The organism is Marinomonas rhodophyticola, from assembly GCF_026113935.1.
In the GTDB taxonomy this organism is placed as follows: domain Bacteria; phylum Pseudomonadota; class Gammaproteobacteria; order Pseudomonadales; family Marinomonadaceae; genus Marinomonas; species Marinomonas rhodophyticola.
Genome location: NZ_JAPEUL010000011.1, coordinates 14,576 through 40,012 on the forward strand (window position 1 = coordinate 14,576; position 25,437 = coordinate 40,012).

At 39.4% G+C, this 25,437-nt stretch carries 24 protein-coding genes; 23 read left to right on the forward strand and 1 reads right to left on the reverse strand.

Going from position 1 to position 25,437, the window contains the following annotated elements; genetic code table 11:
* Positions 1–30: 30 nt before the first annotated feature.
* The 6 genes from ONZ52_RS19615 to ONZ52_RS19640 all read left to right on the forward strand — a co-directional run bounded on the left by ONZ52_RS19615 (position 31) and on the right by ONZ52_RS19640 (position 7,873).
* Positions 31–1,356, forward strand: coding sequence for a hypothetical protein (locus tag ONZ52_RS19615; RefSeq protein WP_265220347.1), 1,326 nt, complete (start codon positions 31–33; stop codon positions 1,354–1,356).
* Positions 1,357–1,409: 53 nt separating this feature from the next.
* Positions 1,410–3,002: a heparinase II/III family protein gene (locus ONZ52_RS19620; RefSeq protein ID WP_265220348.1), complete on the forward strand. Its 1,593-nt coding sequence runs from the start codon at positions 1,410–1,412 to the stop codon at positions 3,000–3,002.
* Complete coding sequence (locus ONZ52_RS19625; protein WP_265220349.1) at positions 2,999–4,174, forward strand: glycosyltransferase family 4 protein; 1,176 nt, start codon at positions 2,999–3,001, stop codon at positions 4,172–4,174. The genes ONZ52_RS19620 and ONZ52_RS19625 overlap by 4 nt, the downstream gene beginning before the upstream one ends.
* Positions 4,164–5,135, forward strand: a complete 972-nt coding sequence (locus ONZ52_RS19630; protein WP_265220350.1) for a UDP-glucose 4-epimerase family protein — start codon at positions 4,164–4,166, stop codon at positions 5,133–5,135. Before ONZ52_RS19625 ends, ONZ52_RS19630 begins: the two co-directional genes overlap by 11 nt.
* The gene (locus tag ONZ52_RS19635) at positions 5,120–5,584 is read left to right on the forward strand and encodes a sugar transferase (protein WP_321160383.1); all 465 of its coding nucleotides are present in this window, start codon (positions 5,120–5,122) and stop codon (positions 5,582–5,584) included. Before ONZ52_RS19630 ends, ONZ52_RS19635 begins: the two co-directional genes overlap by 16 nt.
* Before the next feature lie 312 nt (positions 5,585–5,896).
* Positions 5,897–7,873, forward strand: a complete 1,977-nt coding sequence (locus ONZ52_RS19640; RefSeq protein WP_265220351.1) for a polysaccharide biosynthesis protein — start codon at positions 5,897–5,899, stop codon at positions 7,871–7,873.
* 1,100 nt (positions 7,874–8,973) lie between these two features.
* Here the strand turns inward: ONZ52_RS19640 and ONZ52_RS19645 are convergent.
* A complete protein-coding gene (locus ONZ52_RS19645; protein WP_265220352.1) occupies positions 8,974–10,008 on the reverse strand; it encodes a T6SS phospholipase effector Tle1-like catalytic domain-containing protein in 1,035 nt (344 codons plus the stop codon).
* 182 nt (positions 10,009–10,190) lie between these two features.
* Between ONZ52_RS19645 and ONZ52_RS19650 the strand changes: the two genes are divergently transcribed.
* The 17 genes from ONZ52_RS19650 to ONZ52_RS19730 all read left to right on the forward strand — a co-directional run bounded on the left by ONZ52_RS19650 (position 10,191) and on the right by ONZ52_RS19730 (position 25,435).
* A complete protein-coding gene (locus ONZ52_RS19650; protein WP_265220353.1) occupies positions 10,191–10,493 on the forward strand; it encodes a nucleotidyltransferase domain-containing protein in 303 nt (100 codons plus the stop codon).
* The gene (locus tag ONZ52_RS19655) at positions 10,490–10,792 is read left to right on the forward strand and encodes a hypothetical protein (RefSeq protein WP_265220354.1); all 303 of its coding nucleotides are present in this window, start codon (positions 10,490–10,492) and stop codon (positions 10,790–10,792) included. Before ONZ52_RS19650 ends, ONZ52_RS19655 begins: the two co-directional genes overlap by 4 nt.
* A gap of 22 nt (positions 10,793–10,814) precedes the next feature.
* Positions 10,815–10,952: a hypothetical protein gene (locus ONZ52_RS19660; RefSeq protein ID WP_265220355.1), complete on the forward strand. Its 138-nt coding sequence runs from the start codon at positions 10,815–10,817 to the stop codon at positions 10,950–10,952.
* Positions 10,953–11,182: 230 nt separating this feature from the next.
* On the forward strand, positions 11,183–12,202 hold the full coding sequence (gene galE / locus ONZ52_RS19665; RefSeq protein ID WP_265220356.1) for a UDP-glucose 4-epimerase GalE: 1,020 nt from the start codon (positions 11,183–11,185) through the stop codon (positions 12,200–12,202).
* Positions 12,203–12,385: 183 nt separating this feature from the next.
* Positions 12,386–13,783, forward strand: a complete 1,398-nt coding sequence (locus tag ONZ52_RS19670) for a mannose-1-phosphate guanylyltransferase/mannose-6-phosphate isomerase (RefSeq protein WP_265220357.1) — start codon at positions 12,386–12,388, stop codon at positions 13,781–13,783.
* 15 nt (positions 13,784–13,798) lie between these two features.
* Entirely contained in the window at positions 13,799–15,286 is a 1,488-nt protein-coding gene (locus ONZ52_RS19675) for a phosphomannomutase (RefSeq protein WP_265220358.1), read from the forward strand.
* Between the two features lie 29 nt (positions 15,287–15,315).
* On the forward strand, positions 15,316–16,110 hold the full coding sequence (locus ONZ52_RS19680; RefSeq protein WP_265220359.1) for an ABC transporter permease: 795 nt from the start codon (positions 15,316–15,318) through the stop codon (positions 16,108–16,110).
* Entirely contained in the window at positions 16,110–17,333 is a 1,224-nt protein-coding gene (locus ONZ52_RS19685; protein WP_265220360.1) for an ABC transporter ATP-binding protein, read from the forward strand. Before ONZ52_RS19680 ends, ONZ52_RS19685 begins: the two co-directional genes overlap by 1 nt.
* 14 nt (positions 17,334–17,347) lie before the next feature.
* Entirely contained in the window at positions 17,348–17,587 is a 240-nt protein-coding gene (locus ONZ52_RS19690; RefSeq protein ID WP_265220361.1) for a hypothetical protein, read from the forward strand.
* Complete coding sequence (locus ONZ52_RS19695) at positions 17,584–18,933, forward strand: glycosyltransferase family 4 protein (RefSeq protein WP_265220362.1); 1,350 nt, start codon at positions 17,584–17,586, stop codon at positions 18,931–18,933. Before ONZ52_RS19690 ends, ONZ52_RS19695 begins: the two co-directional genes overlap by 4 nt.
* A 42-nt stretch (positions 18,934–18,975) precedes the next feature.
* On the forward strand, positions 18,976–19,179 hold the full coding sequence (locus ONZ52_RS19700) for a hypothetical protein (protein WP_265220363.1): 204 nt from the start codon (positions 18,976–18,978) through the stop codon (positions 19,177–19,179).
* On the forward strand, positions 19,179–19,805 hold the full coding sequence (locus tag ONZ52_RS19705; RefSeq protein ID WP_265220365.1) for a hypothetical protein: 627 nt from the start codon (positions 19,179–19,181) through the stop codon (positions 19,803–19,805). The genes ONZ52_RS19700 and ONZ52_RS19705 overlap by 1 nt, the downstream gene beginning before the upstream one ends.
* Positions 19,806–19,930: 125 nt before the next feature.
* Positions 19,931–20,845 (forward strand): glycosyltransferase family protein, encoded by a 915-nt coding sequence (locus ONZ52_RS19710; protein WP_265220366.1) that lies wholly within the window; start codon positions 19,931–19,933, stop codon positions 20,843–20,845.
* Positions 20,846–21,014: 169 nt separating this feature from the next.
* Entirely contained in the window at positions 21,015–21,575 is a 561-nt protein-coding gene (locus ONZ52_RS19715) for a glycosyltransferase (protein WP_265220367.1), read from the forward strand.
* A 124-nt stretch (positions 21,576–21,699) separates the two neighbouring features.
* Positions 21,700–23,403, forward strand: a complete 1,704-nt coding sequence (locus ONZ52_RS19720; protein WP_265220368.1) for a glycosyltransferase family protein — start codon at positions 21,700–21,702, stop codon at positions 23,401–23,403.
* An 8-nt stretch (positions 23,404–23,411) separates the two neighbouring features.
* Positions 23,412–24,350: a glycosyltransferase family 2 protein gene (locus ONZ52_RS19725; RefSeq protein ID WP_265220369.1), complete on the forward strand. Its 939-nt coding sequence runs from the start codon at positions 23,412–23,414 to the stop codon at positions 24,348–24,350.
* The gene (locus ONZ52_RS19730) at positions 24,347–25,435 is read left to right on the forward strand and encodes a UDP-N-acetyl glucosamine 2-epimerase (protein WP_265220370.1); all 1,089 of its coding nucleotides are present in this window, start codon (positions 24,347–24,349) and stop codon (positions 25,433–25,435) included. The genes ONZ52_RS19725 and ONZ52_RS19730 overlap by 4 nt, the downstream gene beginning before the upstream one ends.
* Positions 25,436–25,437: the final 2 nt, after the last annotated feature.

Sequence of the window (25,437 nt, forward strand, 5' to 3'; positions counted from 1 at the left end):
TATATGTTTTTTAAGGGTCTATGTATTTTTATGAGAGTTGATCTGTCAAAAATAAAGAAGATTTATAAGACGCTTCCACCTGAGTTATTTAAGCCATTATGTTATTTACCATTTTCGATTTTTTGTGGGCCAAGCTATCGAAAGACTATGTATTTACAAAATGAATTTTCAAAACTCACACCTGAAATAAAAAAGGTGTATGCTGATAATTTGCTTGTTGAAAATTTAAATGAAGCAATAAAGTATGTGCCATTTTATAAAGATTTTGCAAAAACCAAGAGTATCAGTATTATTGAGTCAGCCGAACAATTATATGATTTTCCAATCATTTGTAAGGATATGCTCTCGTCTGATCTGAGTTGGTTTATTGATAACCGTTATAAAAAAAATAGCTATAAAGTTAGTACGGGTGGTACTACCGGTAAGCAGACAGAATTTTTAATGTCTAATAGTTTATATGGAATTGAATGGGCATTTGTTAATTATTATTTGAATCGTGAAGGAATTGATGTAAATTCTAAGCGCCTGTGTTTGAGGGGAGTTGAAGGTATTCCTGTAAACGATTTGTTGGCTTATAATTACCTCTATAAAGAGTTATTAATATCGCCTTTTAAGTTAACAGCAAAGGCTTTTAGTGATAATTATAAGAAAATTCTTAATTATAATGCGTCGTGGATACATGGCTATCCCTCTTCAGTTGCAGAACTTGCTAGAATTGTTTTAGATTTAGGTGTTTGCTTAGATTCAATTAAACACATATTGTTGGTTTCAGAAAGTGCAACCTCTTCTCAGCTGGAAATAATAAATAAGGCGTTTAGAGCTAAGGTTGTTACATTTTATGGGATGTCAGAAAGAGTCGTTTTTGCTCCTTATAATTCAGGTAATTATGAACCCAACCCTCTTTATGGGTATACCGAAGTGTTAAATTATGAAATTGTTGGAACAGGATTTTGGAATAAAGCAACAAGATTAGTTAGGTATAAAACCGGTGATACTCTGGACATAAATGAAAGTTCCAACTTAATTAAATTTTCCCAGCTATCAGGTAGATGGGGTAAAGATTACTTGATAGGTAAAGACGGACAAAAGATAACAATGACATCCTTAAATATACATAGTGATGTTTTAAATAGAGTAAGGAAGTATCAATTTTTTCAATCTGAAGTTGGTTGTTGTACTTTAAGGCTTCAAGTGGAAGGATCTTTTAATAAAGAGGTTGATCCTTATTTAATATGTCTAGCGTTTCAAAATAAAGTAGGTAGCTCGTTAGATATAAGCTATCAACTTGTAGATGATATACCTCTCACAATCAGAGGTAAGCATAGATTTATAGTAAATGACCTTCTTATGGGTTAGTGAATGAGAAAGATAACATTTAAATTTTTTTATTGCTCTGGACCATTAAGTATTTGAAGTTTAATCAAGTCTATTATCGCCTATTTTATTATTTAAAGAAAGTGAAAATTACTTCCATCGTTAGTAGTGGTTGTAGTTCGTGGCGCTGGTCGGGTGAAACTCTATATAATCAGTCGATTTTTAAAAATGATATAGTGTTGTTCTTGAATGAAGGCGGGGTTGTTAACTCCAAGAATGCTTGGAATTCACCTCAATACTCCAAGCTTTGGTTATATAACTTGCATTATTTTGATGATCTTAATTCTGAAAGCTATGCAGAGCGTGAATTAATTCATTATCAATTTATTGATCGTTGGATTGCTGAGAATCCTGCTTGCTTCGGTAATGGCTGGGAACCTTATCCCATCTCATTACGCTTAGTGAATTGGGTTAAGTGGTTTAGCAGAAAAGAGTCCGTTGAACAAAAATATCTTAATAGCATAGCCATACAAGCGGATGCGCTAACACAACAGCTTGAATATCACATTTTAGGTAATCATTTATTTGCCAACGCTAAAGCATTGGTTTTTGTTGGGGCTTATTTACAGGGAAAAGATGCTAAACGATTTCTAGATTTAGGTTTGAAAATACTGGATCGCGAAATACCCGAGCAGTTTTTAGACGACGGTGCTCACTTTGAGCTATCGCCTATGTACCACGAGATTTTACTATGGGATCTATTGGAGCTCATAGATTTAGCAGAAGTGAGTCAAAATCCAAGTTTAGTAGAGCGTCATTCTCAATGGCGTGTGGTTGCGGAAAAGGCTTTGCGTTGGCTTAAGACCATGATGCACCCTGATGGTGAGATAAGCTTTTTTAATGATGCAGCTATTGGAATAGCGGCAAAACCACATCAAATATTTGCTTATGCAGATAAGCTCAAGCTATCTTATGAGGTTAATAAAAAAGTATTAATGACCAATGAGACCAGTGGTTATAGTAGAGTGGATACTGGTTTTTTCACACTGTTTTTTGACCACGCGAATGTGGGGCCAGATTACTTGCCAGGCCATGCTCATGCCGATACGTTAAGTTTTGAAATGTCTGTTGGCGTTCAACGTGTTTTTGTGAACTCTGGTACATCACTTTATGGTGTAAGTGCTGAGAGATTGAGACAAAGAGAGACCTCGGCACACAATACCGTTGTTGTAAATGGAAAAAGTTCATCAGAGGTGTGGTCAGGATTTAGAGTCGCACGCAGGGCCTATGCAACATTGTTAAAAAGTGACGAGACAGATGGTGTGGTGACGTTATCGGCAAGTCATGATGGTTATAAGAGACTAAATCCTAAAATAGTCCATAAGAGAACCATTACTTCCAATGCAGAGCACTTTACTCTTTTAGATGAGTTATCTCACCCTACAGATGCTTCTTTCCATTTACATATACATCCTGATGTACTTATCGTTAACGCTGAGAAACAGAAGCTAACACTTCAATTACCTTGTTTGACGTTAATTCAATTTGAATGTGAATGCCCTTTGATATTAGAAGAGAGTACGTGGCATCCTGAGTTTGGCGTTTCTGTTTCTAATAAAAAAATCGTAGTTCCATTTAATGCAGGACGTTTAAGTGCAAAAATTACAATTTTAAAGGACAAGAGTTGAAAATTTTAATACTGACTTTTTATTATGCCCCTGACCTTTGTGCTGGTTCGTTCAGAACGACGGCCCTTGTCGATAAGCTCAAAAAAATTCCTGATGTCGAGTTAGAGGTTATAACGACACTCCCTAATCGTTATGCTTCCTTTTCGGCTGATGCTCCCGAATATGAGATAAAAGATGGTGTTGAAGTTCATCGTATTCCATTGCCGTCACATAACAGTGGTATGCTGGATCAAGTGAAAGCTTTTACTGCGTTTTACAAACAAGCCGTTAAACTCACTAACGATAAGCATTATGACTTAGTGTTTGCAACATCCTCCCGATTATTTACTGCATTCTTAGGTGCGCGGATAGCATCGTCTAAAAAATTGCCCTTATACTTAGATATTAGAGATATCTTTGTTGATACGATTAAGGATGTGTTATCTCCTAAAATTACTTGGATTGTAAAACCTCTTTTTTCTTTGATTGAGTCATACACTTTCCGGAAAGCTAAACGAATTAACTTAGTATCGAAAGGCTTTGCTGACTATTTTTCAAGTTGCTACCCTAAGGCAGAATACAAATATTTTACTAATGGTATAGATAACGAGTTTTTGGCTGTTGCACCTCAAACAACTGACTCTTCACAGCGGAACGACGTTTCAACAGTGCTCTATGCTGGTAATATTGGTGAAGGTCAAGGTCTTCATACTATTTTGCCCAAGTTAGCTAAGCGACTAGAGGGTAAAGTGCAATTTAGAATTATTGGTGATGGTGGACGAAAGGCATTGCTACAATTACAACTTGCGGGCGTGACTAACGTTGAATTACTGCCGCCTGTCAGTCGAAGTGAGTTAATAAAAGAATATCAGAATGCTGATGTGTTATTTCTTCATTTAAATGACTATCCTGCATTTCGTAAGGTGTTACCATCCAAAATATTTGAATATGCAGCCTTAGGTAAGCCTGTCTGGGCGGGCGTTTCTGGTTATGCTGCAGACTTCCTAAAAGAAGAGGTTGATAACTCGTCGGTATTTTATCCAAGTAATGATGAGCAAGCTTATCGTTCTTTTGATGCACTAGAGTTTGGGGTTCGGCCAAGGAGAGAGTTTATTAGTAAGTTTTCTCGCGAGCAAATCATGACTCAAATGGCTCATGATATTGTTGAATTTGGTGAAAAAAATGAGCAATAAAAGAATTTTCATTACCGGTGGTTCTGGTTTTGTTGGTGCCGTTTTACTATCCGCTTTACCGGCTAGTAGGATAAGTTTTTTTGGGCGGAGAGATTTGGGTATCCCTGATGCTTACTTTGTTAGGGGGCAAATACAACCAGACACTCAGTATTTAGGGGCGTTTAATAATGTAGATGTGGTTATCCATCTCGCCGCTCGCGTCCATATCATGAACGATTCCTCTTCAGATCCGCTTGCTGAGTTTCGCGCGGTCAACACCGAAGGTACATTAAACCTAGCTCGCCGAGCCGCCGAGGCGGGTGTGAAGCGGTTTATTTTCTTGAGTTCGATTAAGGTAAACGGTGAATCTACTTCGAATTGTAACCCCTTTACGGCTTCTGATATGCGTAATCCAGAAGACCCTTACGGCATGTCTAAATCTGAAGCAGAAGAACAGTTATTGGCGTTAGGCAAAGAAACAGGCATGGAGATCGTGATTATTCGTCCGCCTTTGGTTTATGGTGAAGGGGTAAAAGCCAATTTTGCCTCTTTGATGAAACTGGTTGGTAAAGGTTTTCCCTTGCCGTTTCGAGCGATTAATCAGAATAAACGTAGTTTAGTTTCTGTGTATAATTTGGTGGATTTGATTAAGGTGTGTATTGATCACCCCAACGCGGCAAACCAAGTGTTTTTGGTATCGGATGATAATGATTTATCCACGGCTCAAATGGTTGCTTTGATGGCCAAGGTTCAGGGCAAAACAAACTTATCTCTTCCTGTGCCAGTCTGGTGTTTCAAACTGGCGGGCAAGCTTTTTAAGAAAGAGGCCGTGGTGGATCGCTTGGTTGGGTCTTTGCAGCTCGATATCGAGCACACTAAAAAAACGCTTGATTGGGTTCCCCCTTATACGGTTGAACATGGTTTTCAACTGGCTGCTAAAAAAACTCGTGATGATTGGATGATAAAATGTTTCGTGTATTAGATTTTGTGTTTGCCCTGTTAGGCCTGGTGTGTGGCTTTCCTGTGTTGTTGATTATTTTTATCATTGGCTTATTTGACACTGGCTCACCTATCTTTCGTCAAGAGCGCGTTGGTCGCAACAAAAAGCCATTTGTGCTGGTGAAGTTTCGTACTATGTCGGTGGACACGGCGTCAGTGGCGAGTCATTTGGCCTCTACCAGTTCCATCACGCCTTTGGGCGGGTTTTTACGTAAAACCAAGTTGGATGAATTGCCGCAGCTTTGGAATGTATTGAAAGGTGAAATGAGCTTGGTTGGGCCGCGACCTGGGTTGTTTAATCAAACTGAATTGACTCAAGCGCGCGATGTCAAAGGGGTATTTGCTGTGCGCCCGGTATTACGGGATTGGCACAAATTTCGGATATTGATATGTCGACCCCCGAGTTGTTGGCGGACACTGATGCTAAGATGATTCAGAGTTTGTCTTTGGCGCATTATTTTTCTTATATCATCAAGACGGTAACGGGCAGTGGGTCTGGTGATCGGGTGAAGGGTGAGTGATGATTTTCGCAAATCTTACATGCGCATTGTTTGCAAATTTGGCGTAAAATGTTTTAGTTGAGTTTGTTTTTGTATGTCGTGGTTTAGCGCGGCATTTTCGTTTTTGTAGATAGCATTTTTTTGACGGCCTAAAGGCCGACCTATATTTGATTTGGTGTTGTTGGGTTTTTGACGGCCTGAAGGCCGATCTACATTTTGCGTTTGTGTATACAGGGTGTATTAGATGATAAAAAAGTTGGATTTTCTTTGGTCTTTGCCGCGGTTTTATAAGCGTTTGATTAGTTTGGCTGTCGACGCCCTGTTTGTGTGTTTGGCTTTTACGTTTGCTTATTGGGCGCGTTTAGGTGAGTTTACCAGTTTTTCCAATCATGCTGTTTGGTATGTGTTGGTTGGTACGGTGGCCGTTACCTTGTTGGTGAATATTAAGCTAGGTTTGTACCGTGCTATTTTGCGTTATTTAACTTTTCATGCGTTTACCGCGATTTTGTGCGGTGCGGCGGCGTCTGCGTTAAGCATTACGACGTTTGCTTACTTTTTTGAAGCGTCTATTCCTCGTACGGTTCCTATTATTTATTTCCCTTTTTTGGTGATGTTGTGTGGTGGGGCGCGTTTGTTGATTCGTGGTTTGATCACGCAATCGCCACGTAAAGGTTATGAATCTGTTTTGGTGTTTGGTGCGGGTTCTACGGGGCGGCAGTTAACCTTGGCATTGCGCCAGGCGTCTTGTTATCGGGTGAAGGGTTTTATTGATCATGATGCGTCGTTGGCGAATACTATTATTCAGGGGATTCCTGTTTATGATGTGGCTAAGTTAGAGGAGTTGATTGAGAAGTATCAAATCGAAAAAGTATTGTTAGCGATTCCGAAAGCCAGCCGTTCTGACCGTAAGAAGGTGATTGATCAGTTGCTGCCTTATGCGGTGGAAGTGTTAACCGTGCCGGATTTTGACGATATTGTCACGGGTAAAGCCAAGGTGAGTGAGCTGCAGGATGTGGCGGTAGATGATTTGTTAGGTCGTGATGTGGTGGCGCCTGTGGCGTCGCTAATGCAGTCGAATATTGCTGGCAAGGTGGTGATGGTAACGGGCGCAGGTGGTTCGATTGGTTCTGAACTGTGCCGACAAATATTGGCTCAGCAGCCATCGAAATTGGTGTTATTCGATGTGTCTGAGTTTGCGGTGTACAACATAGATCAAGAGTTGAATGAGCTGTTAGAGACCTTGCCTTTTAACGTTACCATTGTGCCTTTGATCGGATCTGTACAGCGCATTAATCGTTTGGCATCGACGATGAAGGCGTTTGGGGTGCATACGGTTTATCATGCGGCGGCTTATAAACATGTGCCACTGGTGGAATACAATGTTGTCGAAGGGGTGCGTAATAACGCCTTTGGTACCTACTATTGCGCTAAAGCAGCGATTGAAAGCGGTGTTGAGTCTTTTGTGTTGATTTCCACCGATAAAGCTGTACGTCCAACCAATGTCATGGGAGCGACCAAACGCATGGCTGAATTGGGCTTACAGGCGCTGGCGGAAGAAGAAGCCAAAAAAGAAGCGAGGCAGGAAACGTATACTCGTTTTTGTATGGTGCGTTTTGGTAACGTGCTCGGTTCGTCTGGTTCTGTGATTCCAGTATTTAAAAAACAAATACAGGAAAATCAGCCGATTACCGTGACTCATCCGGATATTATTCGTTATTTCATGACGATTCCTGAAGCGGCTCAATTGGTTATTCAGGCTGGCGCCATGGGCAAAGGTGGCGATGTATTTGTATTGGATATGGGTGAACCCGTAAAGATAGTGGATTTGGCGACAAACCTGATTCGCTTGTCTGGATTGGAAGTGAAATCGCCTGAAAATCCGAATGGGGATATTGAAATTCAGTTCACGGGTTTGCGCCCTGGTGAAAAGTTGTTTGAAGAGTTATTGATTGGCGACAATGTCCAAAAAACCCAGCACAAACGCATTATGACCGCTCATGAACGCTTTTTGTCTTTGCCAGATTTTGTGCAAACCATGGAGAAGCTGGATAAAGCTTGTCATGATTTTGATCATGAAAAAGTGCGTGAGATCTTGATCAGTGCGCCAACCGATTTTCAGCCAACGGATGGTATCGGCGATTTGGTGTGGAATGCAAAACAGGCACAAGATCAGAAGATCGAAGAATCTAACGTCGTGCCCTTGAAGAAACAGGTATTGTAGATTGATGGTCAAGAGCAAACCCCATCCTAACCTTCCCCTTGGAAAAAATAAGGGGAAGGGACTTTTCAGGTCTGCTCCTCCCCCTTGTGTTTTTAAGGGGGAGGTCGGGAGGGGGTTGCAAGTTCAGAACCCCTCCCTAGCCCTCCCCTTGGAAGAGATAAGGGGAGGGAACAAGAGACAACCCCAATCATAGCCTTCCCCTTGGAAGAAATAAGGGGAAGGGACTTTTCAGGTCTGCTCCTCCCCCTTGTGTTTTTAAGGGGGAGGTCGGGATGGGGTTGCAAGTTCAGAACCCCTCCCTAGCCCTCCCCTTGGAAGTGATAAGGGGAGGGAACAAGAGACAACCCCAATCCTAGCCTTCCCCTTGGAAGAGATAAGGGGAGGGAACAATAGACAACCCCTCCCTAGCCCTCCCCTTGGAAGAGATAAGGGGAGGGAACAAGTGACAACCCCAATCCTAGCCTTCCCTTGGAAGAAATAAGGGGAAGGGACTTTTCAGGTCTGCTCCTCCCCCTTGTGTTTTTAAGGGGGAGGTCGGGAGGGGTTGCAAGTTCAGAACCCCTCCCTAGCCCTCCCCTTGGAAGAGATAAGGGGAGGGAACAAGAGACAACCCCAATCCTAGCCTTCCCCTTGGAAGAGATAAGGGGAGGGAACAAGTGACAACCCCAATCCTAGCCTTCCCTTGGAAGAAATAAGGGGAAGGGACTTTTCAGGTCTGCTCCTCCCCCTTGTGTTTTTAAGGGGGAGGTCGGGAGGGGGTTGCAAGTTCAGAACCCCTCCCTAGCCCTCCCCTTGGAAGAGATAAGGGGAGGGAACAAGAGACAACCCCAATCCTAGCCTTCCCTTGGAAGAGATAAGGGGAGGGAACAAGTGACAACCCCAATCCTAGCCTTCCCTTGGAAGAAATAAGGGGAAGGGACTTTTCAGGTCTGCTCCTCCCCCTTGTGTTTTTAAGGGGGAGGTCGGGAGGGGGTTGCAAGTTCAGAACCCCTCCCTAGCCCTCCCCCTTGGAAGAGATAAGGGGAGGGAACAAGAGACAACCCCATCCTAGCCTTCCCCTTGGAAGTGATAAGGGGAAGGAACAATAGACAAACACCATCCTAGCCTTGGAGGAGATAAGGGGAAGGGCGTGTTGGTTGCCAGAGTATGGCGGGTGTTGGGCAGTGGGCGATGGGGAAGTAGCCGAGGTTGCTGTGGATGCGTTGGGTGACGCTGTGGTGCCAGTGTGGGGATAGTTCGGGGTTGGGGCGGTCGTTTTCTAAGACGCAGCAGTGCCGTGGGGCGAGGGTGAGGTCGCGCCAGACGTTTAGGTTGCGTTGTTGGTAGTGTATTTTGCCTAGGTGTTTGGGTTCTATGGTGAGCAGTGGTTGCCAGTGGGGCGGCTGACTTTTTGCTAGGCGTGTTGTTTGATAAGCATTTTGTTTGGTTTGTTGTTCTATCCAGTCTATTAGGAGACGTAATGCTATGTCTCCTATGCCATCTTTGCGGTAGCCACCGCCAATGTCTGAATGTGCTCCTGCTAGCCAGATTTCGAGTGCTCTTCCATCGTGGTTGATCAATGTGGGACGAAAAGCGAGTCGTTGTTCGTCTAAAGCAGCCAGGTGTAAGGCGCGGTGAACGCCTTCTGGCAGTGTGTGTCCATGTTCAAATACCACGTCGCTTTGCGGGCGTTGGCGGGTGTCTAAGTTTGGCCAGCCTATGGAAGCGACGGTGTCGATGACGGCTTCTATGATGATAGGGCGATCAATAAGTGGGGTGATGAGCGCGGCAAAGCGTCTTGCTAAGGCTGCGCCTCGGCTAAAGCCTATTAAGACAATGTGGCGTGTAGAGCGGCTATAATGGTTTTTGAAGTCGTTTAAGGCGCGGTTTAAGATGTTGGCTACGTGGCCGGATTCAATGGCAAACGCGGCGTTGATTTTTTGTTCCAGCCAGTGGCCGTAGGTGCCGATGCCGGCGTAGTAAAAGCTGCGATGGGGGAGGTGTGTGGGCGTTGTGTCTATGTGGTTTTTTACGCGACCACCCAGTAATAGATGAGATTTTAATACGTTGGTGATGCTGGATACGCTGTGTTCTGGTGCGTAGGCGTCATTTGGGCTATTGTCTGTGCCATCGAAATGAAAAAATAACGTCGACATTGTGTGTCCTCCTTGTTGTCTTGACCCCATCTTCCTGATGGTTGGGGGTAGCATAACATGGTTTTTTATTGGTGTGGTATTTGAGGGTTTGGTTTGGTGTGATTAGCTTTTTTGGCCTAAAGGCCGACCTACAGGTGATTTGGTGATTTGGTGTGGTTTTTTGTTAGTTTAAGGAGTCCGATATGCGTTTGACTAAATACCAGCAAGAGACAATTAAGCATGTGTTATTGAAGCATTTCGGCGAAGGATCTGATTTGCTAGTTTTTGGTTCTAGGGCCGATGATAATGCCCGTGGCGGGGATATTGATTTGTATATTGAGCCTGATTTGCATGAGGCCGATGATATTGTTGAGGCTAAATTGAATGCTTTGGTTGAACTTCATTTGCTGCTTGGTGAGCAGAAAATTGATTTGGTAATCAACCGTAAGTCTGGAAACTTTTTGCCTATCTATAAAATCGCAAAAGAGAGCGGTATTCGCTTATGAATAAGGAGGTATTTCAGGGGATCGTTAATATTTGCCAAACGCATGCAGAACGTTTGAATTGGTCTATGCAGCACTTGGCAGATAAACACCCCTACACTGCGGCCAGTTTGTCTGAACTTACAGAAATGGAACTTGCGGTATTTGATCAGTTTATTGTCCGGTTTTCAAAATTGCAGGATGTGATGGGGGCAAAGTTATTGCCTGCAGTAATCGAGCTAACGCATGAAGAAGGTGAGCTTACTACCTTTATTGATAAGTTAAATCGACTTGAAAAGATAGGAGTCCCTGGATTCTGTTGAACAGTGGCTGAAGTTACGGGAAATGCGTAACCAATTTGCCCATGATTACCCTGATGATCCTGAAATACAATCGGCGTTATTGAATAAAGCGTTCGGTATGGCTGGTCTGTTGTTGCAATGTCTAGATCACGTGGTTCGTTTTGCGGCTAAGTATCAATGAGTAAGTTTTGTTATGCTTGCTGGTTTTAATCGTCACGGTTTTTTGTAGGTAAGCGCCTCATGCGTCAGATAACGCCTCGTGCCTCGTCTCATCTGACCTACGGGATGTTGTGTGGAGTATTTTTTGTAGGTCGTGCTTTAGCGCGTCAAGGGTTTTGGTTGGTGTGATTCGGTTTTTGTCGGCCTAAAGGCCGACAGGTGATGTGGTTTTTTGTTTATAGGGAGTGTTGGATGTTTGTTTTGGTGACGGGTGGAACAGGTTTTATTGGAAGCCATACCTGTGTTGAGTTGTTAAATCAAGGTTATGATGTTGTCGTGGTTGATAACTTGTGTAATTCGAATGTTGAAGTTTTGCACCGTATAGAGCGTATTACGGGAAAACAAGTAACTTTTTATCAATTAGATTTATTGGACAAACCAGCCTTAAATCGGGTTTTTGAAGCTCATGCTATTCAGGCTGTGATTCATTTTGCGGGTTTGAAGGCAGTAGGTGAATCGACGAAGATTCCTTTGGCTTATTATCACAATAACTTAACTGGTACGCTAAATTTGCTCGATGTGATGGCAGAACATGGCGTGTTTGATTTGGTATTTAGTTCTTCTGCGACGGTATATGGAGAAAACAACCCAATTCCTTATGTTGAGCATTTCCCTCTTAGTTCGACTAGTCCCTATGGTCGAACAAAGGTGATGATAGAGCAGTTCTTGCAAGACGCTTATGCTTCGGATAAGCGCTGGAATGTGTCTTTGTTACGTTACTTTAACCCAGTTGGTGCGCATCCGAGTGGCTTGATGGGTGAAGATCCTCGCGGTGTCCCCAATAATCTTATGCCTTTTATCACTCAAGTTGCCGTGGGGAAGCGTGCGCAATTGAGTGTGTTTGGTGGTGATTATGCAACACATGATGGTACGGGCGTGCGTGATTACATCCATGTAGTGGATTTGGCTTTGGGTCATATTAAGGCTTTGGAGAAATTGGCGAGCCAAGCCGTAAAAAGTATTGATGCCTATAATCTTGGTGCAGGCATTGGTTTTAGTGTTTTAGATGTTGTTAAGGCCTTTGAAAAAGCCTCTGGGCAGGCTATTCCTTATGAGATTATGCCAAGACGTGCTGGTGATATTGCTGAATTCTATGCGAACGCGGAAAAAGCCCGCAACATCTTGGGCTGGGAAGTGAGCTTGTCTTTAGAGGATATGTGTCGGGATTCATGGTGCTGGCAGTCGAGTAATCCGAATGGATTTGATGCGTAGGAATAGGACGTAAGGGTTAGAATCCTTTTCGTGGCTTTTGACGGCCTAAAGGCCGACCTACAGGTGATTTTGCCTGGTTTGGCGTTTGTCGCGTTTGTCCTTTATTTCTGCATTTTTATATTCCTTCCTTTAGAAGTTTGTTAGAATCTTCGCAATTATTTTGTCATATGCGAAGGACCTGTCTTGAAAATTATTCCTGTTATCTTATCTGGTGGTGTCGGAAGCCGCTTGTGGCCACTTTCTCGTGAGCACTTTCCTAAGCAATGCCTTCCTTTAACCGACAAAGAATACAGTCTTTTACAGCAAACGATACTGAGAACACAGTCTCTTGAGGTGGGTGATCCTATTATCGTGTGCAATGAAGACCATCGCTTTTTGATCGCACAGCAGTTGCAGTCAATTGGTGTGAAAAACGCCCGTATCGTGCTGGTTCTCGAAGGCCGTAATACCGCACCTGCGATTGCTTTGGCGGCTTTTGAGGCGATGCTCGATCCTTCAGATGACGCTATTATGTTGGTGTTGCCTGCGGATCATGTGATTCGTGATATTGCGGCGTTTGAAGCCACGATTAAACAAGCGGTTGAACTGGCGAAAGACGATGCATTAGTGACCTTTGGTGTGCAGCCGACTCGCCCGGAAACCGGTTATGGTTATATTCGCTCTGGTGAGCACTTCGCGGTGGTGGAGTTTGTTGAAAAGCCCAACCTTGAAAAAGCGCAGGCGTATTTAGATTCGGGTGAGTACCTGTGGAACAGTGGGATGTTTTTGTTCCGCGCCAAAGCGTTTTTGGACGAATTGGCGGTTCATCGTGGGGATATTTACCAAGCGGTTAGTCATGCCTATCAGCAGCGTACGGAAGATTTGGATTTTGTGCGTATCGATGCCACCTTGTTCGCGCAATGTCCTGAAGAGTCGATTGATTTTGCGGTGATGGAGCCGACCAAAAAAGCAAAAGTCGTGCCTTATGCGGGGGATTGGAGCGATATTGGGGCTTGGGATGCCTTGTATGATTACGCGGATAAAGACGCAGACAATAACGTGCTGCTTGGCGATGTGATGGTTGAAGGGTCAACGAATTGTTTGATTCGTTCTGAATCGCGTTTGATTGCCGCTGTGGGGGTGCAAGATTTAGTCATTGTCGAGACGGCGGATGCGGTGTTGGTGATGGACAAAAACAATGCCCAAGATGTGAAGAAGGTTGTGAAACGTATTCAAGCAGAAGGCCGTGAAGAACATATGTTTCACACCACTGTTCATCGCCCTTGGGGAAGTTATCAAACTGTCGATCTTGGAAACCGCCATCAAGTGAAACGTATTATGGTGAAGCCTGGCGAGAAATTAAGCGTGCAAATGCATCATCATCGTGCCGAGCATTGGGTGGTGGTGTCTGGTACGGCGAAGGTTCAAAATGGTGATCGTGAAATCCTGTTGACCGAAAACGAATCCACCTATATTCCGGTGGGTGTGGTTCATGCTTTGGAAAACCCTGGCAAGATTCCATTAGAGCTGGTGGAAGTGCAGTCGGGCAGTTATTTAGGCGAAGACGATATTGTACGTTTCAGTGATCGTTATGGTCGTTAAGCAAGGATTGATAAAATGAGTTCTAATGCTGTGCAGGTCAAACAACTTAGCAATGAATTGGGTGTGGCCTTTGGCACGAGTGGCGTGCGTGGTTTGGTAAAAGACTTAACTCCTGAGCTTTGCTTTGCGTTTGTGCGCTCTTTTCTGCAAGAGGTCTGCCCTTCTGCATCTCGTGTGGTAGTGGGTGTGGATTTACGCCCGAGCAGTCCTGATATCGCTAAAGCGGTGGTGCTGGCCGCAGAATATTTTGGCGCTAACGTCGTATTTTGTGGGGCCTTACCCACGCCAGCTTTGGCGCTTTATGCTATGCAAAATGCCATGCCTGCAGTGATGATAACGGGCAGCCACATTCCGTTTGATCGTAATGGCATTAAGTTCTATCGCCCCGACGGGGAAATCAGTAAAGCCGACGAAGCCGCGATTATGGACGGTATCGTGGTGGTACCTGAAACGCTCTCTGAGCAAGTCGCTCAGTTGGCTTTGCCGAATGTTGATGACGTTGCAATAACACTTTTTAAACAGCGTTACACCTCGCTTTTTCCTTCGATTATGTTGCAAGGCAAACGTGTCGGTGTCTATGAACATTCGAGCGTCGCCCGTGACGTAATCAAAGAATTGTTACGTCATTTTGGTGCTGAGGTGGTGTCGTTAGAGCGGACCGAGACGTTTGTGCCGATCGATACGGAAGCCGTATCGCAAGAGGATGTTCAAAAAGGCTTGAACTGGTCTAAAGAATATCAGTTGGATGCCATTATCTCCACAGACGGTGATGGCGATCGTCCGCTGATTGCTAATGAAAGCGGTGAATGGTTACGCGGTGATATTCTTGGTGTTTTGTGTGCAGACTACCTGGCCGCAACGCATGTTGCCGCGCCAGTCAATGTGAATACAGTGCTTGAACTGAGAGGGGCGTTGCAAACCCCGATCAGGAAAACGCTACGCACTCAAATTGGCTCCCCTTATGTGATTGCCGGTATGGATACATTATTACAGGCGTCACCTGATGCCAGAGTCGTTGGTTATGAAGCCAATGGCGGTTTTTTGGTGGGGGCGGATTTTGTGGTGAATGGGCAAACATTACATGCATTGCCAACGCGCGATTCCGTATTACCGGCTTTAATTGTATTAGCCATGTCGTTTGAACAAGCGCGTCCTATTAGTCAATTGACGGCCGAGTTTCCCGCGCGCTTCACCGCGAGTGATCGTATTAAAGGTATTCCAACGGAAACCAGTCGACAGCTGATTGCAGATATTAAGGCAAACCAGTCAAAGCGGAGCGAATTATTCTCCGCGCTAGCGCAAGATGGTGATGTACCTGATGTCGTTTCAATCGATGAAACGGATGGACTACGCATGACGCTCAATAATGGCGACATTGTTCATTTAAGACCGTCTGGCAATGCACCAGAGTTAAGGTGTTATGTGGAGAGTGATCAAGGACACAAGGCTGATATTATGGTTCAAATCGTGTTGCACTATATACAATCAGCCCTATCTGCTTAATGCATTGACTTTAATAAATTGAGAAATAAATGAAAGAAAGTATAAACACCATATTTCAATACCGAGGATTTATTTGGGCGAGTGTTCGGCGAGACTTTCAAACGCGTTATCAATCAAGCCTGTTAGGCATTGCTTGGTTAGTTATCCAGCCTTTAGCTATGATACTGGTTTACACGCTTATTTTTTCAAAGGTAATGCAAGCTAAGATACCAGGGAATGACAGCGGTTTCGCATACAGTATTTATTTATGTTCAGGGCTTCTTGCTTGGGGGCTGTTTGCTGAGCAACTTAATAGGACGAAAAATACCTTTATTGAAAACGCAAATTTAATGAAAAAGGTGACTTTTCCAAAATTTTGCCTTCCTCTCATCGTTGCCATATCTGCAGTGATGAACTTTTTTATTATTTACAGCCTCTTTGTTGTTTTTTTAATCTTAAGCGGTCACTTTCCAGGTATCAATTTCTTGGCTGTATTTCCGGTTCTATTAATTCAGTTATTGTTTACTTTAGGATTGGGCGTTGCTCTTGGTGTGTTAAACGTTTTCTTTAGAGATGTGGGGCAACTCGTTGATGTGGCTTTGCAATTTCTTTTTTGGGGGACGCCAATAGTATACACCCTTGCAATCATACCTGAATGGGCACATTTCTATATTTATCTTAATCCCATGGTCCACTTTATCGAAGTGTATCAAAATATCATGTTGACCCAGACTCTACCTACTCTGAAAGACATTGTTCAGTTATGTGCATTGGCTTCTGCGTCACTTCTAATTGGTCTGTATTTGTTTAAAAAGCATTCAGGCGATATGGTGGATGAACTCTAATGGGTAGAATCATTGTTAAAAATGTGGGTAAAGCTTACAAGCAATATCCAAGAAAGTTGTCTAAAGTGGTTGAGTGGATCTTCCCATTTTTAGGAAAAAGACACACGTTGAAATGGGTGTTAAAAGACATTAATTTCGATATAAAACCTGGCGAAGCCGTCGGTATCGTAGGCGTCAATGGTGCCGGTAAAAGCACTCTACTTAAGATGATTACAGGTACTACTCAACCTACGACTGGCTCAATTGAAATGCAAGGTCGAGTCGCTGCATTATTAGAGTTAGGGATGGGGTTTCATCCTGAATTTACGGGTCGTGAAAACGCTTATATGTCCGGTCAACTAATGGGCATTAGTAAGCAAGAAATGGATAAGCTGTTTCCCAGCATTGAAGAGTTCGCTGAAATAGGTGACTACATAGACATGCCAGTACGTGTGTACTCGAGTGGTATGCAAGTGAGACTGGCGTTTTCAGTTGCGACGGCAATACGCCCAGATATTCTTATTGTTGATGAGGCTTTATCTGTAGGTGATGTGTATTTTCAACATAAAAGCTTAGAAAGAATAAAGCAATACTGTAAAGAAGGCACAACGTTATTATTTGTGTCTCATGATACCGGTGCAGTGAGATCTATATGTGGTACGGCAATTTTATTAGAGCTTGGTACTATTGCTAAAGTTGGTTTATCAGAAGCTGTTATGGATCTATATAACGCTAAGCTTTCGAGTAGTGGTAGTTCAAATGTTAAACAGAATCTTTTAAGTAACGGTAAGACTAAAACAATATCCGGCACAGATGAGGCTAGCGTATTTAATATTGATCTTATTGATAATAACGGAAGCTCCAGAAATAATTTTAATGTTGGCGAGCTGATAAAAATTAAAATAAGTGTTGCTGTTAAAAAAGAAATTGAAAAATTAGTTTTAGGGTTCTCTTTCAAAGATAGGCTAGGCCAAACCGTTTATGGTACAAACACCTATTTATTAAATCAAATCCTATATTGTGTAAAGCCTGGATCGACATATGATTTTGAGTTTTCTATTAAACTTGATATTGGTGTCGGTGAGTATTCACTACAAACCTCTCTTGGAGGGGGTGAAAATCATTTAAGTGAAAATTATGAATGGGTAGATGTAGCTCATACTTTTCAAATTATTCCAGAAAAAAATAAATCATTCGTTGGATTTAGTAAATTATATCCAGAGCTTAAAGTTATAAATAAATGAATTTGGGGTTTATTTTGAAAAGAAAAGCTAAATATTTTATGGTCTTAGTTGACTATTTTTTAAGAAATCCAATGATAAGAAAAAATGCAATAAAGTTTTTAGGTAAGGATAGTGGATCTAAAGTCTACATATGGTATAAAAAATTAAATAACCAAAGTGAAGTAAGCGAGGAGATAACTTACTTATCTCCTAGTAGTTATAATGTGTACAAAAAGATAATAGAAATTATAGATCAAGGCCAGCTAAAAAAATGAAGATACTTATAGATATTCAAAGTATGCAAACTTCTAGTCGTACTAGAGGGATTGGCCACTATACCTTATCACTCATAAAAGAAATGATTTTAAGGGATGATATCGAAGTTGTATTTTTATTAAATGATTACTGTAAAGAATCGGCTGAAGTGGTCTTTAAAGAATTAGATGGCTACTATGCAATTGATAAAATTAAAATTTTCAAAGCACCGCATAATGTTTCTTGTTTACTTGGTGTTGATAGATTAAGAAAGGCTGCTTCAATCCTTCGTGACTATTATATAAATGCACTAAATCCTGATTTTGTTTTGATCACCTCATTATTTGAAGGTGCAACGGAGGATTTTGTCTGTGATATAAAGGATAATCGAAATTATAAAGTTGGCGTTATCGGTTATGATCTAATACCTCTCTATAATCCTGATCTACACCTACCAACAGAAAACATGAAGGAATGGTATTACGAAAAGTTAGCAGAGGCTAAAAAAGCTGATGTTATATTCTCAATATCTGAAAGCTCTAAAAATGAGTTTCTTGAACTAGGTGGTATATCGGAAAAAAATATTGTTAATATATCTTCTGCTGGCGATTCTGGTTATAAAGCACTAGAGGTTCATGAAAGAATTGATTTGAGCAGTCGTTTTTTAATACATAACGAATTCATATTATATTCTGGTGCTTGTGATGAAAGGAAAAACTTAAAAGGTTTGTTATCTGCATATTCTAATCTGGATCAAGACATAAAAAATAGGCTTGATGTTGTGTTAGTAGGGAAATATTCTGAAAATGATATTAAAAATTTAAGGAAATTTGTTGCAAGTAAAGGAATCAAACCAGAAAAAATTATATTTACAGGTTTTATTTCTAATAAAGAATTACAAAATTTGTACACACAATGCTTTGTTTTTATTTTTCCTTCCTTTCATGAAGGGTTTGGTCTGCCTGTACTTGAAGCAATGATGTGTGATGCCGTTACCATATGTTCAAATGTGTCAAGCCTACCAGAAGTTATTGGACTTGAAGAAGCTACATTTTCACCTGATAACATTAGTAGTATCACTGAGAAATTAAAAGAAGCAATAGTAGACGAAAGCTTTAGAAATCGATTAAAGGATAATGCAAGAAAAAGAGCAAAGATTTTTTCTTGGGTTAAGACAACAGATTTATTATTAAATAAAGCAAAAGATCTTTGCGAAAAAAATATAAAAGCCAAAGGAAGTAATGTATATAGTCAAGATGAATTAATCCGATCTATTTTTGTTGAATCTGGATATGAGTATTTAGATAAAGAAATAAGAATAATTGCAAATTGCATCGCTGATAATGAAATTTCACTGGCACTTTGAAATATATATCCTAATAGACTATAAAATTTTAGAGAATATTTTATGATAAAGAAATTATTAAAATTTATATATGTTGAATTTTTTGTTTGCCTCAAGGTTGATTTTTTGGCGAAAGCATTTTTTTTAAGGTTTCCTTTGTTGAAAGAGCGGATTAGAAGATTTATTTATAAAACAGAGGTTAGAGAGCCTGAAAAAATACCTCTGAGTCAAGTTGCTGAAAAAATATTTTTAGAGATATATAAGTAATGTTTAAGGTTCTGTTCGATCTACAGGCACTGCAAGATAAATTATTTCCTAAAGAATATTACATATCACATATATTATTTCTCCAGATGCTTCATCATGCAGATAATAAGAGTGTTGATGTGCATGTTTTAATAAATGAACAAATGTTATCTGATTCACTGGAGTTGAGGGCATATTTAGAAACATTTCTACCTTTAGATAACATACATTGTTGTTACTCAAATATTCATTTGCCAATAGAAAATGGTGTGGGATATCTTGATAATGCATCTGAGTTAGTGAGAGATGAATTTGTTAGAAAGACTTCTCCAGATGTGTTTATAATTTTTGGTTATTTTGATCATCTTAATGGTCACTGTTTAACTACAGTGCCTGAAATAGAAGGTTTAGTTGGAGTTATCTATAACAGTTCCCTCTCACAATTTAATAATGGGGCTAACTTATATCATAATTATTGGTATAAGAAAAAGAACAAACGACTATCGAAAGCCGACTTTTTTCTTGCTGACTATAATGTAAAGGAGGTATCTAGAAAAGGTAATTCCTCTGAGCAGAACTGTGAGAGTTTTAATATACCAAAGTTTAAAACTCTATGTGATAAGAGAAGAAAAGAAATTTTTTTCTAAATGTATATATAGAGTTTTCTAATAAAGAAGAACTAAAAAATTTCTTTTATGCTTTTGAGAAAGTGCAGTGTGCTAACAAATTTAAAATTAAATTGTTTGCAATAATCGATCTGCCTGATGACGAAATGAATTCACATGATGGTAATTTTTTCTGTGAATTATTAATAGTAAATTCGAGGGATTTCAAGAAAGAAAATACCAAAGAATTTCCTTATTTATCTATATGCCCAGCAAAATTAAAGGAATGTTCCGAAAATAAGGTGGGGATTAAACCGGAAAAAACGAAACTCTTTAACGAATTGAAAGAGTTTACTGTTGAATTTAATGTAAATAACGATGCCGGCGATAGATATAATACAGTTATTGATTTAGATTGTTGGATGTCCTTAAACCTTAGTCTTTACAATATATTCGAAAGAGTTGATTTTTATCTAGGTAATAGTTTGTCTAGCAATGGATTAGATATTGAATATAATTTAGATAAATCTGTAAAGGTTTTTAATAGAGCTATCAAAGACCTTAAATTTAATAAAAAAACAAGTGGTGGTCGTAAGATATACGACCAGAAAATATTTTTATCTGAATTTAAAAAGACTACATCGGCCTTTACTGATAATGATCTCATCAGGTCTGCGCAGAGTATTGAACAACTTTTTTTTACTAGAAATAGTTATATTTATATAGATGTTACTGAAATATCAACTGCTGATGCAAAAACAGGTATACAACGAGTTGTTAAATCGATTATTGAAAATATTCCTTCGGAGTTTTCAGAGCGAATATATTTGGTTAAGTACAATTCTGGTGGTTGGTATGACTATGCCCATGATTTTCATCAAGAAAAACTTGGTAAAAGTGCTAGAGAAGGTATTGCTGTGCCTTCTCATGGCGATCATTTTTTAGCTCTTGATTTGTTCTTAGGTCATCTTGATCAGCGGCAGAAATTATATGAGGTTTGGCGAGTCCGCGGGGTTACGCTTTCATTTGTTGTATATGATATATTGCCAGTGCAATGTCCGCATTTTTTAATGAAAATTTGAGTATTGCATTTGCTGAGTGGTTGGAAGTAGTTGCCTATTCGGCTGATAAAATTATTTGTATATCGGAAGCTGTCAAGCATGAAGTTCAATCATATCTTAATTGTGCAAATATAAAGAAACCTCGTTATTTTACGCAAAAGATAGATTTTTTCATCTTGGAGCAGATTTTATGAATATCTGTGACTCTGTTAGTAGTAACTACGAAAATACTTTTTTGATGGTTGGTACTATTGAACCAAGGAAAGGGCATGATCAGATATTAAGAGCTTTTGAATATTTTCTAAAAGAGTACCCTCAATATAAATTATTAATAGTAGGAAAAGCTGGATGGGGTAATGATAATTTAATTGAAAAGTTAAATTATTTAAATGTTAACTCTTTAAATATTCAATGGAAGGAAAATGTTGATGATAGAGAATTAGATTTGTTATATAACTCTTGCTCAGCATTGATAGCGGCTTCTTTTGGCGAAGGTTTTGGTCTTCCACTAATTGAGGCTGCACAGTACTCTCTGCCTATAATTGCAAGAGATATTCCAGTTTTCAGAGAAGTTGCTGGAGATAGTGCTTATTACTTCAGTGGAGATTCTGACATTAATATCGCTGAAACACTATCTGATTGGGTAGAGCTAAATAAACAAAAGTTACATCCTAATTCTTCAACGATGCATTGGCTCAGCTGGAAACAAAGTTCAACTGTTTTTTTTAATAAGGCAATAGGAGTAAACTAAATGAATGGATTAGTCTTCAGGAGAACACTATGCATTTTAATTTTTTAGATTTAATAAAGAGAAGAAGCTTTTTTTAATAGTGTTCCCATTCTTATGTCTATTTAGTGTTTTTAAATATAGTAAGGTGCTGTTTTCTCATGATTTAGTTTTAGCTAACTCTGGAGATGGTCTTGGTACTATTGCTGGTATTTATGCTTTGCAAGATTTAGTAAGCAATGGTGGTTGGAGCTATTTATTTTCAGATATGATTTTGTATCAAAATAATGGACAAGCGCTTGCAAATCCTGGTCCATCAAGTCAATTTTGGAAAATAATAAGCTATTCAGTAGGAAGTTTTTTTACAGCTGAAACTTCTTATGATGTTATTGCTATGCTTGGCTTTTTGTCTACCTTACTTGTCGGGTATGGACTTTTTCGCTATATAGGTCTTAACAAATTTATTGCTCTGCTGTTGTGTATTTCGTTTGCCTCAATGGATAATACAATTATTAGAGCACAAGCACATTTATTCGGGCTAGGTGTTTCCTTTGCTCCACTTTTAGTCGTTTGGTCTACTCTCTATGTAGCAAGAAACCTACATACCAAATCTTTTGTTTTGTTATCATTGGCTCATGCGTTCAATATTAATGTGAACGAATACTATGGATATTTTGGTGTTATTTTTACCATCGGCTTTTTTATAGTTTTTATATTAACAAATTATAAAAAAATCGAATTTTTAAATTTTCTAAAATCTATTATTATTGCAGCACTGTTTTTTATCGTTGCGATGTTGGTTTTATATCCTAATATCTTGACAAAACCAATTATAAACTTTCTCTTCATCAAGTCTAATGGTCATATTTTAAATACACATGTACATGATTGGAATAGTTTTACGATTTATACGTTAAAAACAATTTTTCCAGTTTTTGAATCTAATATAGTGTTTTTTGATAAACTCTTGAATAGAGATGTTTTTCATACAGACATATGGGAAATGTCATATAGGCTGGGTATTGTAATACCTATGCTTGTATTAGTGTTTTTATATACAATATTTGTTAAAGATTTTAGTTTGTTTTTACAAACAGTAAAAAAACTTTGTCCTTGGTTTTTTGCCTCATTGCTAATGTTTTTATTCACATTATCACCAGAGAACCCATTCTCTTTAGTTTTCGTTACCTATGAAATAGCGCCGATGTTCAGAGTAGGGCTAAGATCTTTGCTATATTTTAATATTGGCATGTTTATTATATTAGCCATATTACTGTTGGAGATTCCTAAACTATTTAGTAAGGATCAAGGATATAAAGGGAAATTTTTATTTTCTTCAATGATAGTCCTTATTGTATTGTTGGTTCACAATGATGTCGCTCGATTTGACATGTTTAATAGGTTTTCTGGCTTAAAGTTAGATAAAAAAGAGGCATACGCTTCATTAGCAACTGAGCCAAATGGTATACTATTGGAAATCCCTTTTTACTCACCAATAACAGCACCTCCTGAGAGTAATTATGCGTATTTAGCTAATAGAATTTATCACAATAAACCTATTGCTAACCAAATTTATTATGGATCCAATAATACTATATATAGAGATAGGCTTGATATCCTTTCTAAAGAAATCAATAATTTGAGTATAGAAGTATTAGATAGTTTAATAGATAACGGTATTTCGTACATTGCGGTATCGCAAAAAAATACTGATGCTATGGAAGTTTTACTTGCTTCAGAGAAAGTTAAGTTGCTTTCAAAAGATGATTTTGTTTTGATTTTCAAAGTGGAGTATCCTCATATTTTTGATGGTATTAATGTTACTGAATTTTTACATAGAATAATGAAATAGGCTCAATTATGAAAAAGAAGATCACTATTGTTGTACCTGCCTATAATGAATCAGAGAATATTTTGCCACTTCTGGATGAGATTAATGCAGTTGTAATTAATGAAAATAAGTATGACTGGATTGTACAGTTTGTTGATGATTGTAGTACGGATAATACTTGGGAGGTTATATCCTCACTTGAAAAGTATGATGGCATCTCAATAAAGGCAATAAGGTTTTCTTCAAACTTTGGAAAAGAGCCTGCTTTAGTTGCTGGATTGACCTCAAGTGTTGATTCAGATGCTATTATATTTATGGATGCAGATCTTCAACACCCTCCAAAATTAATTCCACAATTTCTAAGGAAATGGGAAGCCGGATATAAAAATATATCAGGTATTAGGAGCAGCGCAGATGATTACACTTGGTTTAAGAGAGTATCATCAAACTTATTTTATTCTGTTATGAATTTTTTTGGTGACATAGAGCTTCCAAGAGGATTAACTGATTTTAAATTAATTGATAAAAATATCGCAAAAGAGTTTTTAAAGTTTAAAGAAAAGACTGTCATGTTTAGAGGATTGATAGAGTGGTTAGGTTTTAAAAAATGTTATATTGAATTTGTTGCTCCTGCGAGGCTGAATGGCGAAGCAGCTTATTCTTTTCGTAAGCTATCAACGCTAGCATTAAACAGCTTTACTTCATTTTCACTGCTACCTCTCAAAATTGCAGGTACCTTGGGTGCTTTAATTCTAATCGGATGTTCATTACTTGTAGCTTATATGTTGATAACCGAAGCCATCGGAACTCAAGTATTTACACCTTTAGCCTACTTTGTAGTGTTTAACACATTTCTAACAGGAACCGTGCTGTCATCTATCGGTTTTATTGCAGTATACATCGGTCGGATTCACGTGCAGGTTGTAGATAGACCTCTTTATGTAATTTCAGATGAGGTTGAAAAATGATTTATTTTTTTGTCGGTACCACTGCTGAGTTAATAAAACTGTTTCCTATAATGGTTGAGATGAAAAACCGTAATCTAGACTACGAGATTATATCGAGCGGTCAAAATGACATTAGAAATTCGAGTATTTTACAAAAATTTGAATTGAAAGGGCCTAGTTTAGTTTTATCTGATACGTCCCATAAGCAGACCTCCCTTGGGTTAATTACATGGTTCATTAAGACTCTTTTAAAAGGTCGTAAAAGTATAAAAAATAAATATGGTAAATTAAAAGGCAAGGTTCTTATTGTACATGGTGATACCGTATCAACTCTATTAGGGGCAATGTTAGGTAAACTCATGGGGATGACTGTATGTCATGTGGAAGCTGGTCTACGTTCATTTAATTACTTAAATCCTTTTCCTGAAGAGCTTGATAGGGTATTAACATCGAGACTAGCTAGAGTTCATTTTTCACCAAATGAATGGGCTTCTAGTAATATAAAAAATAAAAGAAATAATAATATTATTATTAGTTCTGGTGAAAATACATTGCTAGATAGTTTGAGGCTTTCGAAATCTGTTGAAGTAGGAAATGATTATACTCCTAAAGGGAAGCCTTATTTTGTATTTGTTATACACCGGCAAGAAAACTTATTCGACACTGAATTTGTTAAGTTTATGGTTTCACGTTGTATTCAGGAGTCTGAAAAGACGCATTGTGTTTTGGTATTGCATGAACTAACACGATCCAAACTTGATGAATTAGGGCTGCTCGAAGAGCTTCGGAGGAATATAAATTTCACTCTGATTCCACGCCTAGAATATATTGATTTTATGCGGGTACTTACCTCTTGTGAATATCTGGTAACTGATGGTGGAAGTAATCAGGAGGAAGCGTATTACATGGGAAAACCATGTTTGATATTGCGTACTCATACTGAAAGAACGGAAGGACTTGGGACTAATGTCGTTCTTTCTAAAAAGTCGCATAGATTGATTGATGAATTTTTAATGGATCCATACAAATATAAATATGACTCAAAGTTAAATTTTAGCCATCCTTCTAAAATTATAGTAGACAGCCTTATTGAGATTGAAGGATAGCC

Bases quoted from the DNA above. Each gene is read 5' to 3' on its own strand.
- ONZ52_RS19715 (WP_265220367.1), top strand. From the start codon at position 21,015: ATGAATATCTGTGACTCTGTTAGTAGTAACTACGAAAATACTTTTTTG.
- ONZ52_RS19685 (WP_265220360.1), top strand. From the start codon at position 16,110: ATGGGTAGAATCATTGTTAAAAATGTGGGTAAAGCTTACAAGCAATAT.
- ONZ52_RS19645 (WP_265220352.1), bottom strand. From the start codon at position 10,008: ATGTCGACGTTATTTTTTCATTTCGATGGCACAGACAATAGCCCAAAT.
- ONZ52_RS19700 (WP_265220363.1), top strand. From the start codon at position 18,976: ATGATAAAGAAATTATTAAAATTTATATATGTTGAATTTTTTGTTTGC.
- ONZ52_RS19635 (WP_321160383.1), top strand. From the start codon at position 5,120: ATGTTTCGTGTATTAGATTTTGTGTTTGCCCTGTTAGGCCTGGTGTGT.
- ONZ52_RS19655 (WP_265220354.1), top strand. From the start codon at position 10,490: ATGAATAAGGAGGTATTTCAGGGGATCGTTAATATTTGCCAAACGCAT.
- ONZ52_RS19710 (WP_265220366.1), top strand. From the start codon at position 19,931: ATGAATTCACATGATGGTAATTTTTTCTGTGAATTATTAATAGTAAAT.
- galE (WP_265220356.1), top strand. From the start codon at position 11,183: ATGTTTGTTTTGGTGACGGGTGGAACAGGTTTTATTGGAAGCCATACC.
- ONZ52_RS19615 (WP_265220347.1), top strand. From the start codon at position 31: ATGAGAGTTGATCTGTCAAAAATAAAGAAGATTTATAAGACGCTTCCA.
- ONZ52_RS19660 (WP_265220355.1), top strand. From the start codon at position 10,815: ATGCGTAACCAATTTGCCCATGATTACCCTGATGATCCTGAAATACAA.
- ONZ52_RS19705 (WP_265220365.1), top strand. From the start codon at position 19,179: ATGTTTAAGGTTCTGTTCGATCTACAGGCACTGCAAGATAAATTATTT.
- ONZ52_RS19695 (WP_265220362.1), top strand. From the start codon at position 17,584: ATGAAGATACTTATAGATATTCAAAGTATGCAAACTTCTAGTCGTACT.
- ONZ52_RS19680 (WP_265220359.1), top strand. From the start codon at position 15,316: ATGAAAGAAAGTATAAACACCATATTTCAATACCGAGGATTTATTTGG.
- ONZ52_RS19630 (WP_265220350.1), top strand. From the start codon at position 4,164: ATGAGCAATAAAAGAATTTTCATTACCGGTGGTTCTGGTTTTGTTGGT.
- ONZ52_RS19675 (WP_265220358.1), top strand. From the start codon at position 13,799: ATGAGTTCTAATGCTGTGCAGGTCAAACAACTTAGCAATGAATTGGGT.
- ONZ52_RS19650 (WP_265220353.1), top strand. From the start codon at position 10,191: ATGCGTTTGACTAAATACCAGCAAGAGACAATTAAGCATGTGTTATTG.
- ONZ52_RS19725 (WP_265220369.1), top strand. From the start codon at position 23,412: ATGAAAAAGAAGATCACTATTGTTGTACCTGCCTATAATGAATCAGAG.
- ONZ52_RS19640 (WP_265220351.1), top strand. From the start codon at position 5,897: ATGATAAAAAAGTTGGATTTTCTTTGGTCTTTGCCGCGGTTTTATAAG.
- ONZ52_RS19730 (WP_265220370.1), top strand. From the start codon at position 24,347: ATGATTTATTTTTTTGTCGGTACCACTGCTGAGTTAATAAAACTGTTT.